This is a genomic window from Cupriavidus sp. MPR-AND1C, assembly GCF_058809705.1.
Genome location: NZ_JBXASU010000014.1, coordinates 26397 through 46198, shown reverse-complemented (window position 1 = coordinate 46198; position 19802 = coordinate 26397). Strand labels below are relative to the sequence as shown.

The following is a 19802-nucleotide window of genomic DNA, read 5'->3' as shown; positions in this document are numbered from 1 at the left end:
GTTCAGGATTGGGTTTCGCTCGCGCGCACGGCGGTGGCTTCGCGCGCCGCCTGCTTCAAGGGCAGGGCGGTGTCGCACAGCAAGCCGATATCGCAGGCGGTGCCTTGTTCGATCAGGTTGCGCAGCGGGCGCAGGTCGCCGCCCGCGTTGACGGCGATGGCGTGGCGCAGTTGTGCGCCGGCCATGCCAAGCAGCAGGAATCTGGGGGGCGTGTCGGCGCCGGGGGCTTCCATGCTGCCGCGCAGCGTGTAGCGCAGCGCGGGGTCCATGGCGCCCAGCATCTGGATATTGCAGCCGAGCTGGTCGGTCCAGAACCAGGGCAAGGCGCTAGGGGCTGTCGGCACGCCGAGCATGGCGGCCGCGGCGATGCGGGCCTGCTCATTGGCGTTGTGCCACGACTCCAGGCGCATCTCCTGGCCAAACAACGGCTGGTACTGGCTGGCGCAATCGCCGGCGGCAAACACACCCGGCGCGCTGGTGCGGCAGTGCGCGTCGACCTGGATGCCGCCGTTGCCCGGGTGGAGCGCAAGCCCGGCGGCCTCCGCCAGGCCCACATTGGGGTGCAGCCCGATGGCCACCACCGCCAGCGGCGCGCGCAGCGCGGTGCCGTCGGCCAGCATGACGGCAACCTCGTCCGCGGCCGGCGGGATCGACGCGATCCCGCAGCCCAGGCGCAGGTCGATGCCGAGGCCGCGCACGCGTTGCGCCAGCCAGTCCGAGAACACGCTCGGCACGGCGCGCTGCAGCAACAGCGGCGCGGCTTCGACCACCGTCACCGCCAGCCCCATGGCGCGGGCGGTGGATGCGGTTTCCAGTCCAAGGAAACCGCCGCCGATCACCAGCACCGCGCGCTCACGGCGCAGCGCAGCCCGCAAGCCGCGCGCATCGGCGAGCGAGCGCAGGTAATGCACCCGGGGCTGCCCCTCGGGCAGGGCGGGCAGGGCGCGGGCACGCCCACCGGTAGCCAGCAGGCAGCGGCTGAAGGAAATCGCCTGGCCATCGGCGCAATGCGCCGTGGCGCTGGCGGGATCGAGCGAGGCCACGGTGGTGGCCAGGCGCAAGTCGATGCCTTGCTCGGCATAGAAGCCCGGCGCGTGCACGCCGATGCGCTCGTCTTGCTGTTCGTCCGCCAGCACGGCCTTGGACAGCGGCGGGCGCTCATACGGCGCATGGGCCTCGCCGCCGACCATGACGATGCCGCCGTCATGGCCCAGCGCGCGCAGCGCGGCTGCGGCCGTGGCGCCAGCCTGGCCGGCGCCGATGATCAGGATGGGAGCGTCCTGTGACATGGCCGGCGCTCAGGCGGTGACCATGACATCGACCAGGACATCGCTGTCCACGATCTTGACCGGGTAGACCTTGATGCCCTGGGTGGCGGGCGCGCACATGGCCTGGCCGGTGCGGATATCGAAGCGCGCCTGGTGCAACGGGCATTCGATGCAGCCATCCTCCAGGTAGCCGTCGGACAGCAGCGCGTACTGGTGCGAGCAGACGTTGTCGGTGACGAAGTACTCCCCTTCGCTGCGGTACAGGGCCAGCTGCGCTTCGCCAAGCGTGAGCGGCATCACTTCATCGTCCTGAAGCTGGCCGGTGGTGGCGATCTTGGTCCAAGCCATGATGCATCTCCTTTGATCAGTATGCTGAGTATTAATGATCAGTGTACTGATTTAAATTGCCGACTGAATCAGCGTTAACCCTTGAGTGTCGCCGAGGTGGCGGAATGGCCGTGCAGGGGCGTGGCGGCGCTGTCCGGGGCAGGGCGCGCCAGCGCGGCCCGGCGCTCCAGCAGGGCTTGCACCTCGCCCATGATGCCGCGGCGAAAGGTGAGCACGCAGACCACGAAGATCAGGCCTGTGACCATGCTGACCGACTCGCCCAGCGTATTGAACCAGTCCACGCCCGTCATCGCGGCCAGGCTGCTGCCGGCATCGCCGAGCTTGTTCTCGACCGCGACGATCACCAGCGCGCCCAGGATCGGCCCGGACAAGGTGCCCATGCCGCCCACCAGCGTCATCAGGATGACGGATCCGGACATGGCCCAGTGCACGTCGGTCAGCGTGGCAAAGCCGAGCACCAGCGTCTTCAATGCGCCTGCCAGGCCCGCCAGCGCGGACGACAGCACAAAGGCCAGCAGCTTGAACCTGTCCGTGTCATAGCCCAGCGAGATGGCGCGCGGCTCGTTTTCCTTGATGGCCCGCAGCACCTGGCCGAAGGGCGAGTTCACCACCCGCGCGATCAGCAGCAGTGCGGCGCCGGCCACGATGGACACCACGTAGTACATCGTCAGGTCGCCTTCCAGCGAGAGCAGCCCGAACAGGCTGCCGCGCGGCACCGCCTGCAAGCCGTCCTCGCCGCCCGTCACCGGAGCCTGCAGGCAGAAGAAGTAGAACATCTGCGCCAGCGCCAGCGTCACCATCGCAAAGTAGATGCCCTGGCGCCGGATCGCCAGCGCGCCGAAGGCCAGGCCGAGCAGCGCGCCGAACGCCGTGCCGGCCAGCAGCCCGAGCTCCGGCGTGGCGTGCAGGGATTTCATCACGTAGCCGCAGGCGTAGGCCGCGCCGCCAAAGAACGCGGCATGGCCGAATGACAGCAGCCCGGTAAAGCCCAGCAGCAGGTTGAAGGCGCAGGCAAACAAGGCGAAGCACATCAGTTTCATCGCCAGCACCGGGTAGGCGCCGAGCAAGGGTGCAAGCGCGACGGCCGCCATCAGCAGGGCGCCGGTCAGTCTTGCGCGAGAGTCAGAGGTCATTATTTTTCCTTTCCGAACAGGCCGGCGGGGCGCACCATCAGCACGCACACCATGGCCACGAAGACGACGGTTGCCGAGGCTTCCGGGTAGAACACCTTGGTCATGCCTTCGAACACGCCCAGGCCCAGCCCGGTGAAGATGGAACCAAGGATCGAGCCCATGCCGCCGATCACCACCACGGCGAACACGGTGATGATCAGGTTCTGGCCCATCAGCGGCGAGATCTGCATCACGGGCGCGGCCAGCACGCCGGCAAAGGCGGCCAGCCCCACGCCGAAGGCGTAGGTCAGCGTCACCAGCAACGGCACGTTGATGCCGAATGCTTCCACCATGCGCGGGTTCTCCGTGCCGGCGCGCAGGTAGGCGCCAAGCCGCGTCTTCTCGATCACATACCAGGTGGCGAAGCACACCACCAGGGAGGCCGCCACCACCCAGGCTCGGTAGTTGGGCAGCACCATGAAGCCCACGCTGGTGGCGCCCGTCAGCGCTTCGGGCGTGGCGTAGGACAGGCCGGAGACGCCATACGCCGAGCGCAGCAGCCCTTCGATCAGCAGGCAGATGCCTAGCGTCAGCAGCAGGCCATAGAGGTGATCGAAGCGATAGAGCCGGCGCAGCATGGTGCGCTCCAGCACCACGCCCAGCACGCCGGTGACGAGCGGGGCGAGGATCAGCATCAGCCAATAGCTCAGCCCCAGGTAGGCCAGGCCCATCCAGGCCAGCACGGCGCCCAGCATGAACAGGGCGCCATGGGCAAAGTTGATGATATTGAGCAGGCCAAAGATGACTGCCAGCCCAAGGCTCAGGATGGCGTAGAACGAGCCGTTGACGAGTCCGAGCAGCAACTGGCTCAGCAGGGCGGGCATGGGTATGCCAAAAAATTCCATGACGATGGTTCCTTACACGCCAAGCAGGGCGTTCAGCGTGGGCATCTTGCGCGCGAGCGCGCTGGCGTCGAAGCACTCCACCATGCGCCCGTGCTCCATCACGTAGAAGCGATCAGCGAGTGGCGCGGCGAAGCGGAAGTTCTGCTCCACCATGACGATGGTGTAGCCGCGTTTCTTGAGCGTGGTGATCATGCTGGCGAGGGTCTGGACGATGACGGGGGCCAGGCCTTCGGAGATTTCATCGAGCAGCAGCACGCTCGCGCGGGTGCGCAGGATGCGGGCGACGGCTAGCATCTGCTGCTCGCCGCCCGACATGCGCGTGCCCTGGCTCTTGCGGCGTTCCCACAGGTTGGGGAACATCGCGTAGATCTCGTCCAGCGGCATCGGCTCGCGGCCTGACGTTGCAACGTCAGGCTTGAACACCGGCGGCAGCATCAGGTTTTCCTCGCACGACAGGCTGGAAAAGATCGCGCGCTCCTCGGGGCAATAGCCCAGGCCCAGCGGCGCGATGCGGTGTGTCTTCATGCCGATGGTCTCGGTGCCGTTGACGCGGATCGAGCCCTTGCGGGCGCCGGCCAGCCCCATGATGGCGCGCATGGTGGTGGTGCGGCCCGCGCCGTTGCGGCCCAGCACGGTGACGACCTCGCCCGGGTTGACGCGCAGGTCCACGCCGTGAAGGATGTGGGATTCGCCATACCAGGCGTGCAGGTCCTGGATCTGCAGGGCCGGGGTGGGCTGGCTCGTGGGTTGGTTCGTGGGTTGGCTCATCATGCGGCCTCCGTCAGAGCGCCGTCGGCCGTGCCCATGTACGCTTCCATCACTTGCGGGTTGCGCGTCATTTCCTCGTACGGCCCCTCCGCCAGGATGGCGCCGCGCTGGAGCACGGTGATGCGCTCGGCGATGGACGACACCACGCTCATGTTGTGTTCCACCATCAGCACGGTGCGTCCCGCGCTAACCTGCTTGATCAAGGCGGTCACCACCTCCACATCCTCGTGCCCCATGCCTTGCGTGGGCTCGTCGAGCAGCATCAGCTCGGGGTCCATGGCCAGCGTGGTTGCGATCTCCAGCGCACGCTTGCGGCCATAGGCCAGCTCGGCGGCCGGCAGGTCGGCAAAGCCTTCCAGGCCGACGGCCTTGAGCAGCGCGACCGCGCGGTCGTTGAGCTCGTCCAGCGAGCGCTTGCTCTTCCAGAAGTGATAGGCGGTGCCGAGCTTGCGCTGCAGCGCCACCCGCACGTTCTCCATCACGGTGAGCTGCGGGAACACCGCCGAGATCTGGAAGGACCGGATCACGCCCTTGCGGGCGATCTGTGCGGGGCGCTCCCGCGTGATGTCCTCGCCGTTGAACAGGATGGTCCCGGCGGAGGGCGAGTGGAACTTCGTCAGCAGGTTGAAGCACGTGGTCTTGCCGGCGCCATTGGGCCCGATCAGGGCGTGGATGGCGCCGCGCCGAACGCGCAGGTCGACCTTGCTGACGGCGGTGAAGCCCTTGAACGCCTTGGTGAGCCCCCGGGTTTCAAGGATGACGTCAGCCTGGCTCATGCGTGCTCCGCTTTTGGGTCTTGGCAGGTTGGTTCTGCATCGCGGCTCACTTCTTCACCAGTGCGCATTCGCTGGCGGACAGCGGGCGGAATGCCGAGTCGCCGGGGATGGTGCCGATGTACTTGACCAGGTCCCACGGGCCTTTCGACTCCGCCGGCGTCTTGGCCTGCGCCAGGTACATGTCATGCACCATGCGGCCATCCACGCGCACCTTGCCGGCATGCACGAAGTCGTCGTTGACGGCCAGGGCGCGCATCTTTTCCGCCACCGCCGGGCCATCCACCGTCCTGGCCGCCTCAACCGCCTTCAGGTAGTGCAGCACACCGGAATACACGCCGATCTGCCCGTGCGTCGGGTAAGCCTTGTGCTTGGCGTAGAAGCGCTCCACGAAGGCCTTCGACCTGGCGTCGAGGTCGAGCTTGAACGGGTCCACATAGGTCAGGCCCTGCGCCACGCCGGGGCCCAGGCTCTTCAGGTCGGTGATGAAGGTCGACGGCGTGATCACGGTCTGTCCGCCCTTGATCAGGCCGAACTCGCCCGCGGCCTTGACGCCGTTGATCATGTCGTTGCCGGCGTTGGCCAGCACCACCACCTTGGCCTTGGACGCAGAGGCGGCCACGATGGGGCTGCTGAAATCGCTGGCGTTAAGCGGATGCTTGGTGCTGCCCACGTTCTTGCCGCCGCCGGCCTCCACCTCCTTGCGGAAATCCGCTTCCAGCGACTGGCCCAGCGCGTAATCCACGGTGATGTAGTACCAGCTGTTCTTGCCGTCGGCGATCAGCCGCTTGACCAGCGGCGCCGACACCGAATACGTATCCCAGCCCCAGTGAAAGCCGGTGGGCGAGCAGTTCTGGTTGGTCAGCGCCATGGCGCCGCCGGTGGAGACGATATTGATCTTCTGCTTTTGCCTGGCGATTTCCTGCACCGCCAGCGCGGTGGAGGAGTTGGGGAAATCGATCACCATGTCCACGCCATCGGTGTCGAACCAGCGGCGCGCCAGCGACGAGGCGATGTCCGCCTTGTTCTGGTGGTCGCCGGAGAGCACCGTGACCGGCTTGCCGAGTGCCTTGCCGCCGAACTCGTCCACGGCCATCTGCGCCGCGAGCACCGAGCCGCGGCCCGAGAGATCGGCGTAGGAGCCGGACATATCGGTGATCACGCCAACCTTGACGCCGTTGGCATCCGCCAGCGCGGCGCTGCTGCATAGCAGGGCGATCAGGGCGGGGATCAGCGCAGAAACCGGGGCAGAAACCGGGGTATGGCGTGCGTTGTGCAGAGACTTCATGGGGGCGCTCCAGACAGGGTGAATTGGGGTTCGGGAACCGGGGTGGAAAACCAGATGGCTTCGTCTTGGTGCAGCGTTCAGTATGCTGACTATTAAATACAGTGTACTGAGCAAATTTCGCGCCAGAGGACGAAGCCGGGCTACAGGGCTACAGGGCTACAGGGCTAAAGGGCTACAGGGGGCACGGCGGGCTCAGGTATCCAGGTTGCGGCCACGGGTCTCGGGCACGAACACCATGCCGACGACAAAGGCGATGGCGGCGATCGAGACCGGATACCAGAGGCCGAAGTACACATTGCCGCTGGACACGTTCATCGCCGTCACGACGAACGACAGCATGCCGCCCACCCAGCCCGCACCGAGGTGGAAGGGCAGGGACAGCGACGTGTAGCGGATGCGCGCCGGGAACAGCTCGACCATGAACGCCGCCAGCGGGCCGTACACCATGGCGAGCAAGAGAATGGGGATCAGCAACATCAGGAACAGCATCGGGCGGTTGATGGCGGCCGGGTCTGCATGCTCTGTCCAGCCGGCGGCCACCAGCGCCTGCTTGATCGCCGCTTTGTCAAAGCCCTGCAGCGTGGTGCCGCCGATGCGCAAAGCAGGCTGCGCGCCGGCATCGATCTGCGTGAATTCGTAGCCGACGCCAAGATCCGTCAGGTAGCCCTTGACCTTGTCGCACGCCGACACCGGCTCGGCAAACAGGCGGAAGTGGCAATCGCCGGCGCGCAGCTGCACCGTGTTGCGCTGCTGGAACTGCTCCAGCGCCGGGTTGGCGTAGTGCGTCAGCGCCCCGAAGATGGGCTGGGTGGTCAGCGCCGCCAGCAGGCAGGCGGCCATCATGATGTGCTTGCGGCCGATCCGGTCCGACAACCAGCCGAAGAACAGGTAGCAGGGCGTGGCGATCACCAGTGCGATGCCGATCAGCAGGTGCACCAGCTCCAGCGGCACGTGCAGCGTCTTGTTGACGAAGAACATCGTGTAGAAATGACCAGTGCCGAAGATGGCGCCGAGCCCGGATGCCACCACGAACAGCAGCAGCACGTACTTCAGGTTGGCCCAGTTCGTGAAGCTGTCCAGGATGGGGGATTTCGACGTGGTATTGCCGGCCTTCATGCGCGCGAAGATCGGCGACTCATGCAGCTTGCCGCGGATGTAGACCGACACCACCAGCATCAGGAACGAGACCAGGAACGGCAAGCGCCAGCCCCATTCGCGGAACTGCGCCTCGGTGAGCAATGTCTTGAGCAGGTACACGACCAGCAGCGACGAGAGCAGGCCGAGCGTGGCCGTGGTCTGCAGGGAACTGGTGTAGAGGCCGCGTTTTTCCACCGGAGAATGCTCGGCGACGTAGGTCACCGCGCCACCCACTTCGCCGCCCAGCGCCAGCCCCTGCAGCAGGCGCAGCACCACCAGCAGGATGGTGGCGGTGATGCCGATCTGGCCATAGGTGGGTAACAATCCGACGCCCACCGTGGCGATCCCCATGAGCAGGATCGTCACCAGGAAGGTGTGCTTGCGGCCGATCTTGTCGCCCAGCCGGCCGAACAGCAACGCCCCGACCGGGCGCACCAGGAAGCCCGCGCCGAAGGTGGCAAGGCTGGCGAGGAAGGCCGTGGTCTCGTTGCCGGGCGGGAAGAACAATGCACCAAAGTAGACCGCCAGCGCCGCGTAGATGTAAAAGTCGTACCACTCCATCAGCGCCCCGAAGGACGACGCGAGGATCACCTTGCGTTCTTCCCTTGTCATGCCCTGCTTGCGCACGGCGGCACCGTCATTGGCCAGGCTGATCGTCATGGTCGTTTCTCTCCGGGGGCAGGTCAGCCTGCCCGTGTGTGTGCTCCACACTGTCAGCATGCTGAATAATTTCAATCAGTGTACTGAGCAGAATTTGTCAGTGTTATGGGGGTTAACCCTTTTGGCTCCGGCTAGACATTCCTCAACCTCGTTGCTATATTAAAAATGCTCAGCATACTGATCAATTAGCTAGACCCGAGCTAGACCCGTGCTAGCCCCCCAGCAAGCCCCCACCCAGACAGGAGTCGCCACAGCATGACGAGAATTCGGAAGATTGCCCTGGAAGAGCACTTCATGGCCCCCGGCTTCCAGGCCTATTCGAAGGGATACCTCCAGCACATCGACGCAGCGGTCATGGCCGATCTCGCCAGGCGCCTGGCGGATTTCGACGACATCCGCATTGGCGAGATGGACCGCGCCGGCATCGATATCACCATCCTGTCGCAGACCGGCCCGGGCGTGCAGGGCGAGACGGATCGCGTCGCCGCCATTGGCCGCGCCCGTGAGAACAACGACTTCCTGGCGGCGCAGGTGGCGCGCCACCCCACGCGCTTCGCCGGCTTTGCCGCGCTGCCGATGCATGACCCCGCGACCGCCGCGCAGGAGTTGGAGCGCGCCGTGACGCAGCTTGGCTTCAAGGGCTCGCTGGTCAACGGCCATACGCAGGGCGTGTACTACGACGATCCTTCCTATGACGTGTTCTGGGAGCGCATGCAAGCGCTGGACGTGCCCATGTACCTGCATCCGGCCGATGCGTTTGTCGCGCCGCATGTGTATTCGGGCCATCCGGAAATCAGCGGCGCGGCCTGGGGCTGGGGCGTGGAGACGGCCAGCCACGCGCTGCGCCTGGTGTTCAGCGGCGTGTTCGACCGCTTCCCCCGGCTCAAGCTCATCCTTGGCCATATGGGCGAAGGGCTGCCGTTCCAGCGCTGGCGCTTCGACAGCCGCTTTGCGGTGTACTCGCATGGCATCAAGCTGGCGAAGAAACCGTCGGAATACATCGGCAGCAATATCGTGATCACCACGTCGGGCGTGTGCTCGCCGGCTGCGCTGAATGGCGCCATTGCCGAGATGGGCGCGGAGGCCGTGCTGTTCTCGGTCGACTATCCCTACGAATCCACGGCGATCGCGGCGGATTTTATCGAGCAGGCGCCGATGGACGAGGCCACCCGCCGCCTTGTCTGCCATGGCAATGCCGAACGCATTCTCAAGCTTTGAACCCCGAAACAACGGAGCGCCCCGTGCAAAAGACTTTCCGGATCGGCCAGATCGTGCCGAGTTCCAACACCACGATGGAAACCGAAATCCCCGCGATGCTGCTCGCGCGCCAGCAGGTGCGGCCCGAGCGGTTCACCTTCCACTCCAGCCGCATGCGCATGAAGAAGGTGGTCAAGGAAGAGCTTGCCGCGATGGACGGCGAGTCCGACCGCTGCGCGCTGGAGCTGAGCGACGCCCGCGTCGATGTGCTGGGCTATGCCTGCCTGGTGGCCATCATGGCGATGGGCCACGGCTATCACCGCGTCTCGGAGAAGCGCCTGCAGGCCCATACGGCGGCCAACGGCGCCGACGCGCCGGTGGTCACCAGCGCCGGTGCGCTGATCGACGCGCTCAAGGTGATCGGCGCCAAGCGTATCGCCGTGGTCGCGCCCTACATGAAGCCGCTGACCGAACTGGTGGTGGACTACATCCGCAACGAAGGCTACGAAGTGGTGGACTGGCGCGCGCTGGAAATCCCCGACAACCTTGAGGTCGGCCGCCACGACCCCGCCAGGCTGCCCGGCATCGTCGCGCAGATGAACACCAGGGATGTGGACGCCATCGTGCTGTCCGCCTGCGTGCAGATGCCATCCCTGCCGGCGGTAGCCAAGGTCGAAGCGATGACTGGCAAGCCGGTCATCACCGCCGCCATCGCCACCACCTACGCCATCCTCAAGCAGCTCGACCTGGAGCCCGTGGTGCCGGGCGCTGGCGCCTTGCTCTCGGGCGCTTACTGAGATGAGTACCTTTGTTTGCGGCGGCAACGTACACGCCAACGGCATCCGCCAGCACTATCTCCGCTATGGCGGCCGCTGCGGCGAGCGCGTGACGCGCGATCCGGTGATCGTGGTGCCGGGCATCACCAGCCCGGCCATCACCTGGGGCTTCGTTGGTGCTCGCCTGGGCGAGCAGTTCGATACCTATGTGCTGGATGTGCGCGGACGCGGCCTGTCGTCTGCGTCTGACACGCTGGACTACAGCCTGGACGCCCAGGCGGCCGACGTGTTGGCATTCGCGCAGGCGATGAACCTGCCCAGCTACAGCGTGGTGGGCCATTCGATGGGCGCGCGCATCGGCATCCGTGCCGCACGCGGCCAGCCTGCCGGGCTGGCGCGGCTGGTGATGGTGGATCCGCCGGTGTCCGGTCCGGGCCGGCGCGGCTATCCCGCGCAGCTCGCCTGGTATGTGGACTCCATGGCGGTGGCGCGCCACGGCGTGGACATCGAGACCATGCGGCGCTTCTGTCCCACCTGGACCGACGAGCAACTGGCGTTGCGCGCCGAATGGCTGCACACCTGCGACGAGCGCGCCGTGCTGGCCAGCTTCCAGGGCTTTCACACCGACGATGTGCACGCCGACTTGCCGGGCATTGGCATTCCCGCCTTGTTGATGGTGGCCGGCCGTGGCGATGTGGTGCGCACGGAGGATATCGAAGAGATTCGCGGGCTGCTGCCGCAGCTTGAAGTCAGCCATGTGCCGGGCGCCGGCCACATGATTCCCTGGGACGACGAGGACGGCTTCTACAACGCGCTGGGCGCCTTCCTCGGCGCCGAAATTGTCCCCCGGCAACAGGCCGCGGCCTGAACTGCCGATCTACCGATCTACCGATCATGAGGAGAGAACATGCCAGTCAGTGACCACGCCCTGATCCAGGCCTGGAAACAGGTCCTCACGCTGTCCCGGCTCGCGCCCGGGCAGACCGTCACCATTCTTGCCAGTGCCGCCACGCATCCGCAGACGCTGTCTTGCGCGCTGGTTGCCACTCAGGCGATGGGCGCCATCGTCAATCGCCTGGACCTGCCGCCCGTCAACGCGGACAAGGCCTTGAGCCGCGATCCGCTGGCTTACCTGGGCACGACGGCGCTCACCGGCAACCGCGCGGCCATTGCCGCGCTCAAAGAGAGCGACCTGGTGCTGGACCTGATGACGTTGCTGTTCTCGCCCGAGCAGCACGATATCCTCAAGACCGGCACCAAGATCCTGCTGGCGGTGGAGCCGCCCGAAGTGCTGGTGCGCATGGTGCCCAGCGAAGCCGACCGCGAGCGTGTGAGCGCCGCCAACGCGCGGTTGTCGCGCGCCAAGGAGATGACGGTGACATCTGACGCGGGCACCGACCTGCGCTGCCCGCTCGGCGAGTTTCCCGCCATCAGCGAGTACGGCTTCGTCGACGAGCCGGGGCGCTGGGATCACTGGCCCAGCGGCTTCGTGCTGACCTGGCCGAACGAGGGCGGCGCGAGCGGGCGCATCGTGCTGGACCGTGGCGACATCCTGCTGCCGCAGAAGGGCTACGTGGCGGACCGGGTGGCGCTGACGGTGGAACGCGGCTTTGCCACACGCATCGAAGGTGGCCTGGACGCCGAGTTGCTGAACGACTACATGGCGTCGTTCAACGATCCGCAAGCCTACGCCATTTCGCACATCGGCTGGGGCCTGCAACCGCGCGCGCGGTGGTCCACGCTGGGCCTGTATGACAGGGAGGCCTCGATCGGCATGGACGCGCGTGCCTACGAGGGCAATTTCCTGTTCTCGCTCGGCCCCAACAACGAGGCAGGCGGCCGCCACACCACCGCCTGCCATATCGATATCCCGTTGCGCAACTGCACCGTGAGCCTGGACGGCGAGGAAGTGGTCAGGCAAGGCAAGGTACTGGACGGATGGAGCCGCAAATGACGAGACATGGCGAACTCGCCACCTACGAGCGCCAGGGCTTTGGCACGCAACTGCCGCTGCAGGGCCCCGCAGGCCTGCTGATCGTCGACTTCGTCAACGGTTTCGCCGATCCGGCGATGTTCGGCGGCGGCAATATCGCCGAGGCCATCGCCAACACGGTGCCGCTGCTGGACCACGCGCGGGCACAGGGCTGGGCGGTCGCGCACAGCCGCATCGTGTTTGCCGACGACGACGGCGATCAGAACATCTTCACGCTGAAGGTGCCCGGCCTGCTGACGCTGAAGGAGCAAGGGCCGGCCAGCGCGATCGTTGCGCAGCTGGCTGCGCGCGATGGCGAGCTGGTGGTGCGCAAGACCGTGCCGTCCGCATTTTTCGGCACGTCGCTGGCGGCGTGGCTGACGCAGCGCGGCGTGCGCACGCTGGTGGTGGCCGGCGCGGTCACCAGCGGCTGCGTGCGCGCCAGCGTGGTCGATGCCATGTCGCACGGATTTCGCCCGCTGGTGGTGTCGGACTGCGTGGGCGACCGCGCGCTCCAGCCGCACGCGGCCAGTTTGTTCGACATGGAGCAGAAGTACGCCGCGGTGATGCCGCGCGAGCAGGCGCTGGCGGCGCTGGCCCGGCTCTGAGCGGCGCCCGGTGCGCACGCCGATGCGCACCATGCGCGTGCATCGGCTGAAGCCCCAATTGACGGGCGCGGCCTGTTTTGCCAATGTGTCGATAAGCTCAGTGCACTGAATATGTGCCGCTGGATGTGCAATCAGGCAGGTGCGCGGAAATTGCTTGCCGGCCTGCTGGTTGCCCGGCTATCGGCTACCCACGAACCCCACGAACCCCACGAAGCAGTCACGGACGGCGGCAAGCCCGGGCTGGAGCAATGTATGGACAAAGACCACATCGAGAAGCAAGGTGGGCAGGGCGTAGGCGCGCGCGTGGCGCGCAAGGAGGACGCGCGCCACCTGCATGGCAAGGGCCGCTTCGTCGCCGACATCGCCATGCCCGGCCTGCAGGAGGTCGCGTTCCTGCGCAGCCCCATGGCGCATGCGCGGCTGCTGGCGCTGCACAAGCCGCAAGGGCTGGAGCATGCGGTGATCGGGCGGGACGATATGCACGGCGCGCTCGATATCGTGGCCGACTCGGCTTTCCCGTCATACCAGCCGTCGGCGCAGCCGCCCCTGGCCGCCGGCAAGGTCCGCTTTGTCGGCGAGCCCATCGCCATGGCCTTCGCGCCGACCCGCGCGCAGGCCGAGGACATCGCCGAGCGCATCGTCGCGGAACTGGATGAGCTGCCGGCGCTTACCGATGTGGATGGCGCACGGCAGGCCAGCGGCACCACGCGCGTGCACGAGCACTGGAAGGACAACCATTTCCTCACGCTCACCGCCGACAAGAATTTCGACACGCTCAGCAAGACGGCCTCCGTGGTGGTCAGCCGCAAGATCGACCTGGCGCGCCAGTGCATGGTGCCGATGGAAGGCAAGGCCGTGCTGGCCTACTGGGACCACCAGTTCGACCAGCTGATCGTCTACAGCGCCACCCAGGTGCCGCATATGATCCGCACGGTGCTGAGCCATTGCCTGGGCCTGGAGCAGGAAAAAGTCCGCGTGATCTCGCCCGACGTGGGCGGCGCCTTTGGCTACAAATGCGTGCTGCAGCAAGAGGAGTTGTGCATCGCCTGGCTGGCCATGACGTACCGCAAGCCGTTCCGCTTTATCGAAGACCGGCGCGAGCACCTGACCGCGGGCGCCAACTCGCGCGAGCACCACTACGAGGTCACGGCCTACGCCGACGCGCGCGGGCGCTTGCTGGCGCTGGACGCCAGGATCGCCATCGATGGCGGCGCCTATTCGGTGTGGCCCTTCACCATCGGTCTTGAACCCGGCCAGGCCATCGGCAACCTGCCGGGGCCGTACGCCTTCGACGGCTACCGCTGCATCACGGAATGCGTGGCCACCAACAAGCCCGGCTTTGTCCCGTACCGGGGCGTGGCGCGCACGGGCGTGTGCTTTGCCATGGAACTGCTGATGGATGCGCTGGCGCGCGAGGTCAAGCGCGAGCCGTGGGAGATCCGCTGCGAGAACCTGGTCCAGCCGGAATCCATGCCCTATGTCAACGTCACCAACAAGCACTTCGATGGCGGCGACTACCCGGCCAGCGTGCGCAAGGCCGCGCAGATGATCGGGCTGGCGCGCATCCGTGAGCGCCAGCGTCAAAGGCTGAACGATCCTTCGGCGGGCTCGCGCTATCTCGGCGTGGGCTTTGGCACCTACACCGAGCAATCGGCGCACGGCACCTCGGTGTTCGCCGCCTGGGGCACGCCGGTGATTCCCGGCTTCGATTCCGCCACCGTGCGCATCACGCCGGATGGCGGGCTGGAAGTGCGCGTAGGCGTGCACTCGCATGGCCAGGGCATGGAAACCACCTTTGCCCAGATCGCCAACGAGATCCTCGGCATCGATGTGTCGCGCGTGAAGGTCGTGCACGGGGACACCGGCGTGACGCCGTTCTCCACCGGCACCTATGCTTCGCGCTCGCTGGTGATGTCGGGCGGCGCGGTATCGCGTGCTTGCAAGGCGCTGGTGCCGCGCCTGCTGAAGATCGGCGCGCATATGCTGCAGCGTCCCGAGGACGAGGCGACGCTGGCTGGTGGCTCGGTCAAGGCGGGCGACGCCGCCGTGCCGATCAGCGAAATCGCCAACGCCTGGTATATCAACCCGCAGCGGCTGCCCGCCAATGTGGATCCCACCGGGCTGGAAACCACCATGGGCTACAAGCCCAGCGTGGATACCGGCAGCTTCACGTACGCCACCCACGCCGCGCTGGTGGAGGTGGACACCGATTCAGGCCACGTCGAGATCCTCGACTACGTGGTCGTGGAAGACTGCGGGACCATGGTCAACCCCATGGTGGTGGAAGGGCAGACTTATGGCGGCGTGGCGCAGGGCATCGGCACGGCCATGTTTGAGGAGATGCGCTACGACGGCAACGGCCAGCCGCTGGCCTCCACGCTGGCTGACTACATGCTGCCCGGCCCGACCGAAATCCCCTCGATCCGCATCCACCATTTCGAGACGCCGTCGCCGCATACGGAATTCGGCGCCAAGGGCATGGGCGAGGGCGGCGCCATCGCGCCCCCCGCGGCCATCTTCAACGCGGTCAACGACGCGCTGGGCAGTTTCGGCGTGGAGTTGCTGGAGACCCCGCTCACGCCGCGCAAGGTGCTCGAAGCGCTGGCCCGCGCCGAGCAAGCCCGCGAGCCGCAAGCCACGCCAACCAGAGAGGCGGCCTGAACCATCATGAAAGCAGCTGCATTCACCTATCACGCGGCCCCCACGCTGGCCGCCACCTGCGCCGAGCTGGCGGACCGCACCGACAACGCCAAGGTCATGGGCGGCGGGCAGTCCATGGGCCCGATGCTTAACCTGCGCCTGACGCGCCCCGATGCCATCTACGATCTGTCGAAGCTAGCCGAGTTACGCACGGTCACCCTGCTGCAGGATCGCGTGCGCATCGGCGCGGCGGTCACCCATGCACAGATCGAGGATGGCGAATTCCCGGCACTGCGCGGCGGCATGCTGCAATCGGTGGCGAGCGGCATTGCCTACCGCGCCATCCGCAATCGCGGCACCATCGGCGGCAGCCTGGCGCACGCCGATCCCGCGGCGGACTGGGTGGTGGTGCTGACCGCCGTCGGCGCGCAGATCGAGCTGGCATCGAAGGCCGGCACGCGCATCGTCCCCATGACGGCGTTCATGCTGGGTGCGTACACCACCGCGCTCACCGAAGGCGAGCTGATCTGCGCTGTTCACGTGCCGAGCCAGCCCGATACGGCACGCTGGGGCTACCACAAGCTGTGCCGCAAGACCGGCGAGTTCGCCGAGGCCAGCTGCGCCGCGTACTTCGATCCGTCCACGCGCTTCGCCCGCATAGCGCTGGGCGCGCTCGACGGCGCGCCGGCGCTGCTGCGCGGCCTCGCCAACGACATTGCCGCCCAAGGCCCCGCCGCGCTCACGCCGCAGGCCGTGCTGGCCGCCGTGACGCAAGCCACGCCGGCCAAGGATGCGATCGACCGCAAGCTGTGCTGCGCAGCGGTTACTCGCTGCATCGAACAACTATTCAACTGAGGGCCGCGGTGGAAACCATCACACTGACAATCAATGGCCGCGCCGCTGCCGGCGCCTGCGCGCACCGCACCCACCTGGGCGACTTCCTGCGCGACGCACAATGCCTGACCGGCACCCACCTGGGCTGCGAGCACGGGGTTTGCGGCGCCTGCACCGTACTGGTCGACGACAAGCCCGTGCGCTCGTGCATCACCTTTGCCAGCGCCTGCGCCGGCAGCAACGTGGTGACCATCGAAGGCTATGACGACGACCCCGTGATGCGCGACCTGCGCACCGCGTTCAACCAGCACCACGCGCTGCAATGCGGCTACTGCACGCCCGGCATGCTGGCCACCGCGCGCGACATCGTGCTGCGGCTGCCGGATGCCGACGAGGCCACCATCCGCCATGAGCTATCGGGCAACCTCTGCCGCTGCACGGGCTATATGGGGATCGTGGCCGCGATCAGCTCGGTGCTGGCACTGCGCAAGCCGCCTGCAGCGGGCAAGGCGGCGCAAGCCGTAGCTGCGACCGTAAAACGCGAATTCGCTTGCTTCACGCCTGCGGCCGACAGCGCCGTCCAGGCCCACGCCGAGCCTGCCGCCAGGGAAGAAGCCGAGCGCAGCGCCGACAAAAAGGGCTGGTCGCGCATCGACGGCAGCTTCAAGGTGCCGTTCCCGGCCGATGACGTGTGGCGCTTCATGGCGGACCTGCCGGCGGTGGCAAGCTGCCTGCCGGGCGCGGCGCTCACCGAGCAGGACGGCGATCGCGTCAAGGGGCACGTGGCGATCAAGTTCGGGCCGATGGCGGCGCGCTTCAACGGCGCGGCGCGGCTGGAGCGCGACGACGCGAACCGGCGCGGCGTGCTCAAGGGCGCGGGGCAGGATTCGCTGAGCAACTCCAAGGCCGCCGGCGATATCACCTATGTGCTGCAGGCGATATCGGCGGGCGAGACCGAAGTGCTGATCGACCTGCAGTACGCCCTGCAAGGCCCGCTGGCGCAGTTCTCACGCTCGGGGCTGGTGCGCGATTTCGTGCGGCGCATGATGGCGGACTTCGGCAAGAACGTCGCCCGCAAGATGGACCCGTCGTTGTCGCAGAGCGAGCGCAGCCAGGCCACGCAGATGAACCCGGTATCGATGATGCTGGGGGTGATGTGGGAGAGGGTGAAGCGGCTGTTTGGCGGCGGGCGGGATTAAGGCCCCGGGGCAGGGATGGAGGGTGGCAGCGCTTGCCTATGCAGCGGTGATAGCCAGAGAGATGCGGCATGCGGCAGCGATTTGATGATGCAGGCATCGGATGGCCCTATTTTCAAACGGCGTGTGCGGTGTCTGCGGTGTGTGTCAGCAGTGACTTGTTCCCGGAGATCACAAGGTGTGAATTCTGGTCGGCAGCGGACGCCACCAAGCCGGGTTTCAGCAGCGAGCCGGCAGCGAACGGTCCGGAGATTGCCCGCAGCGACGCCGTCAGCCGTCCGAGTGCGAATGCGAGGACCAGGCCACCGCCGACCACCTGCGATTGCCGGTGAGCCGCGCACCAGGCCGCAATACCGGTCTGTCTGTCGGGGCGTGTCGTCAGCAGGATCACGCGATTGTCGGGCGACACCCGAACCGTCACGCCCTCGGCGCGGAAATCGACCAGCTGGCCCCGTGAATTGATGGCGTATTGCACACGCCCCCGTCCAGGAACCGCAGGTCGCGCGAGTCAATGCCCGCGATGCTGATTTGCTCTCGCCCGAGGAATTCCCACGGTTCGGCTATCTCGATCCCGGCAAAGGTTTCCAGGTTCAGTTCGACGCGCGCGCCGGTTTGCCACGCGGGCCCCAGGGGTCTTGTTGTCCGTCAGCGGTTCGGTGTCGCCCTTGCCGATAGCTTCGAGGCGCCCTTTGTCGACGCCCTTGCGGGCCAGGTACTCACTGACCACTGCGGCGCGCTCCTCGGACAGGGCCTGGTTCGAAGCATGGCGGGCACTCTTGATCGGCTGGTTGCCGCTGTGGCCGGTCACCTGCACCTTGCCCTGCACCTTGTTGATCTCGGGCGCCACCTTGTCCAGCGTTGGCAGCAGCGTTGCGCTGACCTCGGCCTTGCCGGCGCCGAACATGGCGTCGCCCCGGAATATCACGGTGCTGCGGCGGTCGTCGTCCTTGACGGCTACCACGCTGCGCGCAATCTCATCCTTCGGCAACTCGGCCAGGCGCAGCGCCGTCGGTGGCGGCGGTGGCTTCATGTTGCCGATCGCGCCGTTAATCGCGGCGACGCGGGCCTCGATGGTCTCGCCCGCGGGCAGGGACGCCGGGTTGGGCTCCCGCTTCTCCTGGCCCGTCACGGCCAGCTTCGCGGAGGAGCCGGGCGCCGGCCGCCCTTGCTGCGGCGCGGGGCTAGTGCTCTGAATCACAAATTCGTTGAGTAAGTCGCCCGATAAGACGCACGATCCGTCGTCACGAATGCTCGCAAGGCACCAGCCTTGCTGCGCCTCGCTCCCAGGCTCGCACGCCTTCTCGGACAACTTATTTCTTCAACGAATTTCAGACTCAGGACACTGGGGAAATGCTGATTAAATCGGTGCGCGAGTCATCGCGGTATTGAGTGCGTTGTCATAGGTGTATCTATGATTCAGGTCCGGTGATGAAGCGGCAGATCAGCTTGGCGCAAGCAGAAGGCCACGGCAAAAAGGGGGGTGACGCGCCGTCAGCGCTTCCTTGGCAGTGGCCAAGCCAATCCGCACTGTAAGTGCCAGGCAAAGATAATTATTTTAGGCGAGGAATTATTTATAAAAACAGCGCCGCGGGTTGTTTCAAAAATGAAACTTTTTTATTAAGCGAACGTACATGCCATTTATTGATTTTGCAAATTCATTTAATAATCAATGAGTTGCTTTTCATGGCCCGTATTTTGCTTCCTTCATCACGGAACCCATCCAAGGATCGTTGACGCAGTTCGGCCGAGCGCAGCGCCAATCATTGAGCGCCGCAAGTTAGGTAACTCGCACATCCTGTGCTACGGAGTTCTGCTCCATGTTTCCTCAGTGACCCAGTTTCCATGTTTGAAAAGGAGCCACTCATGAATCTTAAACGCCATTTTCCCGCACAGTCGACGTGGCGATTTGCCTTTGGCATCACGACGATGTGTATCACCGGCGTTACGCTTGCCGAGTCTGCGGTTACACCTGAGCAACACTTTCCTCCTGGCTACCTGGAATCTGTCGCCCATGGCTATGAAAACACACAAGGTGCACAAACACTGCCAACTGACGAAACACGAGAACTCCCTGCCCTCAAGCCAGAAGAGTCGCGTAAAACGGAACCTGGCCTACTGAAAAATGCATCCTTCCTGGTGGCGCCAGAGGCTCCACCTTCTTCCCGAGGCAAGACAAAGCAGAAGTGACAAAGGAAACCTCACCGAGGAAGCTCCTTAACTTGCGGAACCGTCCGAGGGTGAGGAAATGGTTGGGAGTTACCGGGCAAAGCCTAAACGTGCATCGCCAACAGCTTGCGCTCATATATCCACAAACTGGCTA

19 protein-coding genes are annotated in these 19802 nt (G+C 65.8%); 9 read left to right on the top strand and 10 right to left on the bottom strand.

The window, feature by feature from the left end:
• Positions 1-2: 2 nt before the first annotated feature.
• The 8 genes from AC1RWI_RS10835 to AC1RWI_RS10800 form a co-directional block, all read right to left on the bottom strand.
• The gene (locus tag AC1RWI_RS10835) at positions 3-1289 is read right to left on the bottom strand and encodes an NAD(P)/FAD-dependent oxidoreductase (RefSeq protein WP_492866276.1); all 1287 of its coding nucleotides are present in this window, start codon (positions 1287-1289) and stop codon (positions 3-5) included.
• 9 nt (positions 1290-1298) lie between these two features.
• Positions 1299-1616, bottom strand: a complete 318-nt coding sequence (locus tag AC1RWI_RS10830; RefSeq protein ID WP_492866274.1) for a non-heme iron oxygenase ferredoxin subunit — start codon at positions 1614-1616, stop codon at positions 1299-1301.
• A 74-nt stretch (positions 1617-1690) separates the two neighbouring features.
• On the bottom strand, positions 1691-2749 hold the full coding sequence (locus tag AC1RWI_RS10825) for a branched-chain amino acid ABC transporter permease (RefSeq protein WP_492866272.1): 1059 nt from the start codon (positions 2747-2749) through the stop codon (positions 1691-1693).
• Complete coding sequence (locus tag AC1RWI_RS10820; protein ID WP_043354354.1) at positions 2749-3633, bottom strand: branched-chain amino acid ABC transporter permease; 885 nt, start codon at positions 3631-3633, stop codon at positions 2749-2751. The genes AC1RWI_RS10825 and AC1RWI_RS10820 overlap by 1 nt, the downstream gene beginning before the upstream one ends.
• Positions 3634-3645: 12 nt before the next feature.
• Entirely contained in the window at positions 3646-4401 is a 756-nt protein-coding gene (locus tag AC1RWI_RS10815) for an ABC transporter ATP-binding protein (RefSeq protein ID WP_492866362.1), read from the bottom strand.
• Positions 4401-5177 (bottom strand): ABC transporter ATP-binding protein, encoded by a 777-nt coding sequence (locus AC1RWI_RS10810; RefSeq protein ID WP_492866270.1) that lies wholly within the window; start codon positions 5175-5177, stop codon positions 4401-4403. Before AC1RWI_RS10810 ends, AC1RWI_RS10815 begins: the two co-directional genes overlap by 1 nt.
• Before the next feature lie 46 nt (positions 5178-5223).
• The gene (locus tag AC1RWI_RS10805) at positions 5224-6396 is read right to left on the bottom strand and encodes an ABC transporter substrate-binding protein (RefSeq protein ID WP_492866360.1); all 1173 of its coding nucleotides are present in this window, start codon (positions 6394-6396) and stop codon (positions 5224-5226) included.
• A gap of 258 nt (positions 6397-6654) precedes the next feature.
• Positions 6655-8259, bottom strand: a complete 1605-nt coding sequence (locus tag AC1RWI_RS10800; RefSeq protein WP_492866268.1) for an MFS transporter — start codon at positions 8257-8259, stop codon at positions 6655-6657.
• Positions 8260-8514: 255 nt separating this feature from the next.
• Between AC1RWI_RS10800 and AC1RWI_RS10795 the strand changes: the two genes are divergently transcribed.
• From AC1RWI_RS10795 to AC1RWI_RS10760, 8 genes are all read left to right on the top strand, one after another.
• Positions 8515-9477: an amidohydrolase family protein gene (locus AC1RWI_RS10795; RefSeq protein ID WP_492866266.1), complete on the top strand. Its 963-nt coding sequence runs from the start codon at positions 8515-8517 to the stop codon at positions 9475-9477.
• A 23-nt stretch (positions 9478-9500) separates the two neighbouring features.
• On the top strand, positions 9501-10253 hold the full coding sequence (locus tag AC1RWI_RS10790; protein WP_043357979.1) for a maleate cis-trans isomerase family protein: 753 nt from the start codon (positions 9501-9503) through the stop codon (positions 10251-10253).
• 1 nt (position 10254) lies between these two features.
• Positions 10255-11100 (top strand): alpha/beta fold hydrolase, encoded by an 846-nt coding sequence (locus tag AC1RWI_RS10785; RefSeq protein ID WP_043354362.1) that lies wholly within the window; start codon positions 10255-10257, stop codon positions 11098-11100.
• Positions 11101-11139: 39 nt separating this feature from the next.
• Positions 11140-12186 carry a 2,5-dihydroxypyridine 5,6-dioxygenase NicX family protein gene (locus AC1RWI_RS10780; protein WP_492866264.1) on the top strand — a complete coding sequence of 349 codons (1047 nt, stop codon included), beginning with the start codon at positions 11140-11142 and terminating at the stop codon, positions 12184-12186.
• Complete coding sequence (locus tag AC1RWI_RS10775; protein WP_492866262.1) at positions 12183-12812, top strand: isochorismatase family protein; 630 nt, start codon at positions 12183-12185, stop codon at positions 12810-12812. The genes AC1RWI_RS10780 and AC1RWI_RS10775 overlap by 4 nt, the downstream gene beginning before the upstream one ends.
• 252 nt (positions 12813-13064) lie before the next feature.
• Positions 13065-15473: a xanthine dehydrogenase family protein molybdopterin-binding subunit gene (locus AC1RWI_RS10770; RefSeq protein ID WP_492866260.1), complete on the top strand. Its 2409-nt coding sequence runs from the start codon at positions 13065-13067 to the stop codon at positions 15471-15473.
• A 6-nt stretch (positions 15474-15479) separates the two neighbouring features.
• Positions 15480-16307, top strand: a complete 828-nt coding sequence (locus AC1RWI_RS10765; protein ID WP_043354371.1) for an FAD binding domain-containing protein — start codon at positions 15480-15482, stop codon at positions 16305-16307.
• An 8-nt stretch (positions 16308-16315) separates the two neighbouring features.
• Positions 16316-17485: a xanthine dehydrogenase family Fe-S subunit gene (locus AC1RWI_RS10760; protein ID WP_492866257.1), complete on the top strand. Its 1170-nt coding sequence runs from the start codon at positions 16316-16318 to the stop codon at positions 17483-17485.
• A 112-nt stretch (positions 17486-17597) separates the two neighbouring features.
• On the opposite strand, the gene AC1RWI_RS10755 is transcribed toward AC1RWI_RS10760, so the two are convergent.
• Positions 17598-17957, bottom strand: coding sequence for a hypothetical protein (locus tag AC1RWI_RS10755; protein ID WP_492866255.1), 360 nt, complete (start codon positions 17955-17957; stop codon positions 17598-17600).
• A gap of 33 nt (positions 17958-17990) precedes the next feature.
• The gene (locus tag AC1RWI_RS10750; RefSeq protein WP_492866253.1) at positions 17991-18791 is read right to left on the bottom strand and encodes an OmpA family protein; all 801 of its coding nucleotides are present in this window, start codon (positions 18789-18791) and stop codon (positions 17991-17993) included.
• A 554-nt stretch (positions 18792-19345) separates the two neighbouring features.
• Between AC1RWI_RS10750 and AC1RWI_RS10745 the strand changes: the two genes are divergently transcribed.
• Positions 19346-19669, top strand: a complete 324-nt coding sequence (locus tag AC1RWI_RS10745; protein WP_144409960.1) for a hypothetical protein — start codon at positions 19346-19348, stop codon at positions 19667-19669.
• Positions 19670-19802 lie beyond the last annotated feature (133 nt).

Excerpts from the sequence above, each read along its gene's own strand:
- AC1RWI_RS10835 (WP_492866276.1), bottom strand. The coding sequence starts at position 1,289 with ATGTCACAGGACGCTCCCATCCTGATCATCGGCGCCGGCCAGGCTGGC.
- AC1RWI_RS10830 (WP_492866274.1), bottom strand. The coding sequence starts at position 1,616 with ATGGCTTGGACCAAGATCGCCACCACCGGCCAGCTTCAGGACGATGAA.
- AC1RWI_RS10825 (WP_492866272.1), bottom strand. The coding sequence starts at position 2,749 with ATGACCTCTGACTCTCGCGCAAGACTGACCGGCGCCCTGCTGATGGCG.
- AC1RWI_RS10820 (WP_043354354.1), bottom strand. The coding sequence starts at position 3,633 with ATGGAATTTTTTGGCATACCCATGCCCGCCCTGCTGAGCCAGTTGCTG.
- AC1RWI_RS10815 (WP_492866362.1), bottom strand. The coding sequence starts at position 4,401 with ATGAGCCAACCCACGAACCAACCCACGAGCCAGCCCACCCCGGCCCTG.
- AC1RWI_RS10810 (WP_492866270.1), bottom strand. The coding sequence starts at position 5,177 with ATGAGCCAGGCTGACGTCATCCTTGAAACCCGGGGGCTCACCAAGGCG.
- AC1RWI_RS10800 (WP_492866268.1), bottom strand. The coding sequence starts at position 8,259 with ATGACGATCAGCCTGGCCAATGACGGTGCCGCCGTGCGCAAGCAGGGC.
- AC1RWI_RS10795 (WP_492866266.1), top strand. The coding sequence starts at position 8,515 with ATGACGAGAATTCGGAAGATTGCCCTGGAAGAGCACTTCATGGCCCCC.
- AC1RWI_RS10785 (WP_043354362.1), top strand. The coding sequence starts at position 10,255 with ATGAGTACCTTTGTTTGCGGCGGCAACGTACACGCCAACGGCATCCGC.
- AC1RWI_RS10780 (WP_492866264.1), top strand. The coding sequence starts at position 11,140 with ATGCCAGTCAGTGACCACGCCCTGATCCAGGCCTGGAAACAGGTCCTC.
- AC1RWI_RS10775 (WP_492866262.1), top strand. The coding sequence starts at position 12,183 with ATGACGAGACATGGCGAACTCGCCACCTACGAGCGCCAGGGCTTTGGC.
- AC1RWI_RS10770 (WP_492866260.1), top strand. The coding sequence starts at position 13,065 with ATGGACAAAGACCACATCGAGAAGCAAGGTGGGCAGGGCGTAGGCGCG.
- AC1RWI_RS10765 (WP_043354371.1), top strand. The coding sequence starts at position 15,480 with ATGAAAGCAGCTGCATTCACCTATCACGCGGCCCCCACGCTGGCCGCC.
- AC1RWI_RS10745 (WP_144409960.1), top strand. The coding sequence starts at position 19,346 with ATGAATCTTAAACGCCATTTTCCCGCACAGTCGACGTGGCGATTTGCC.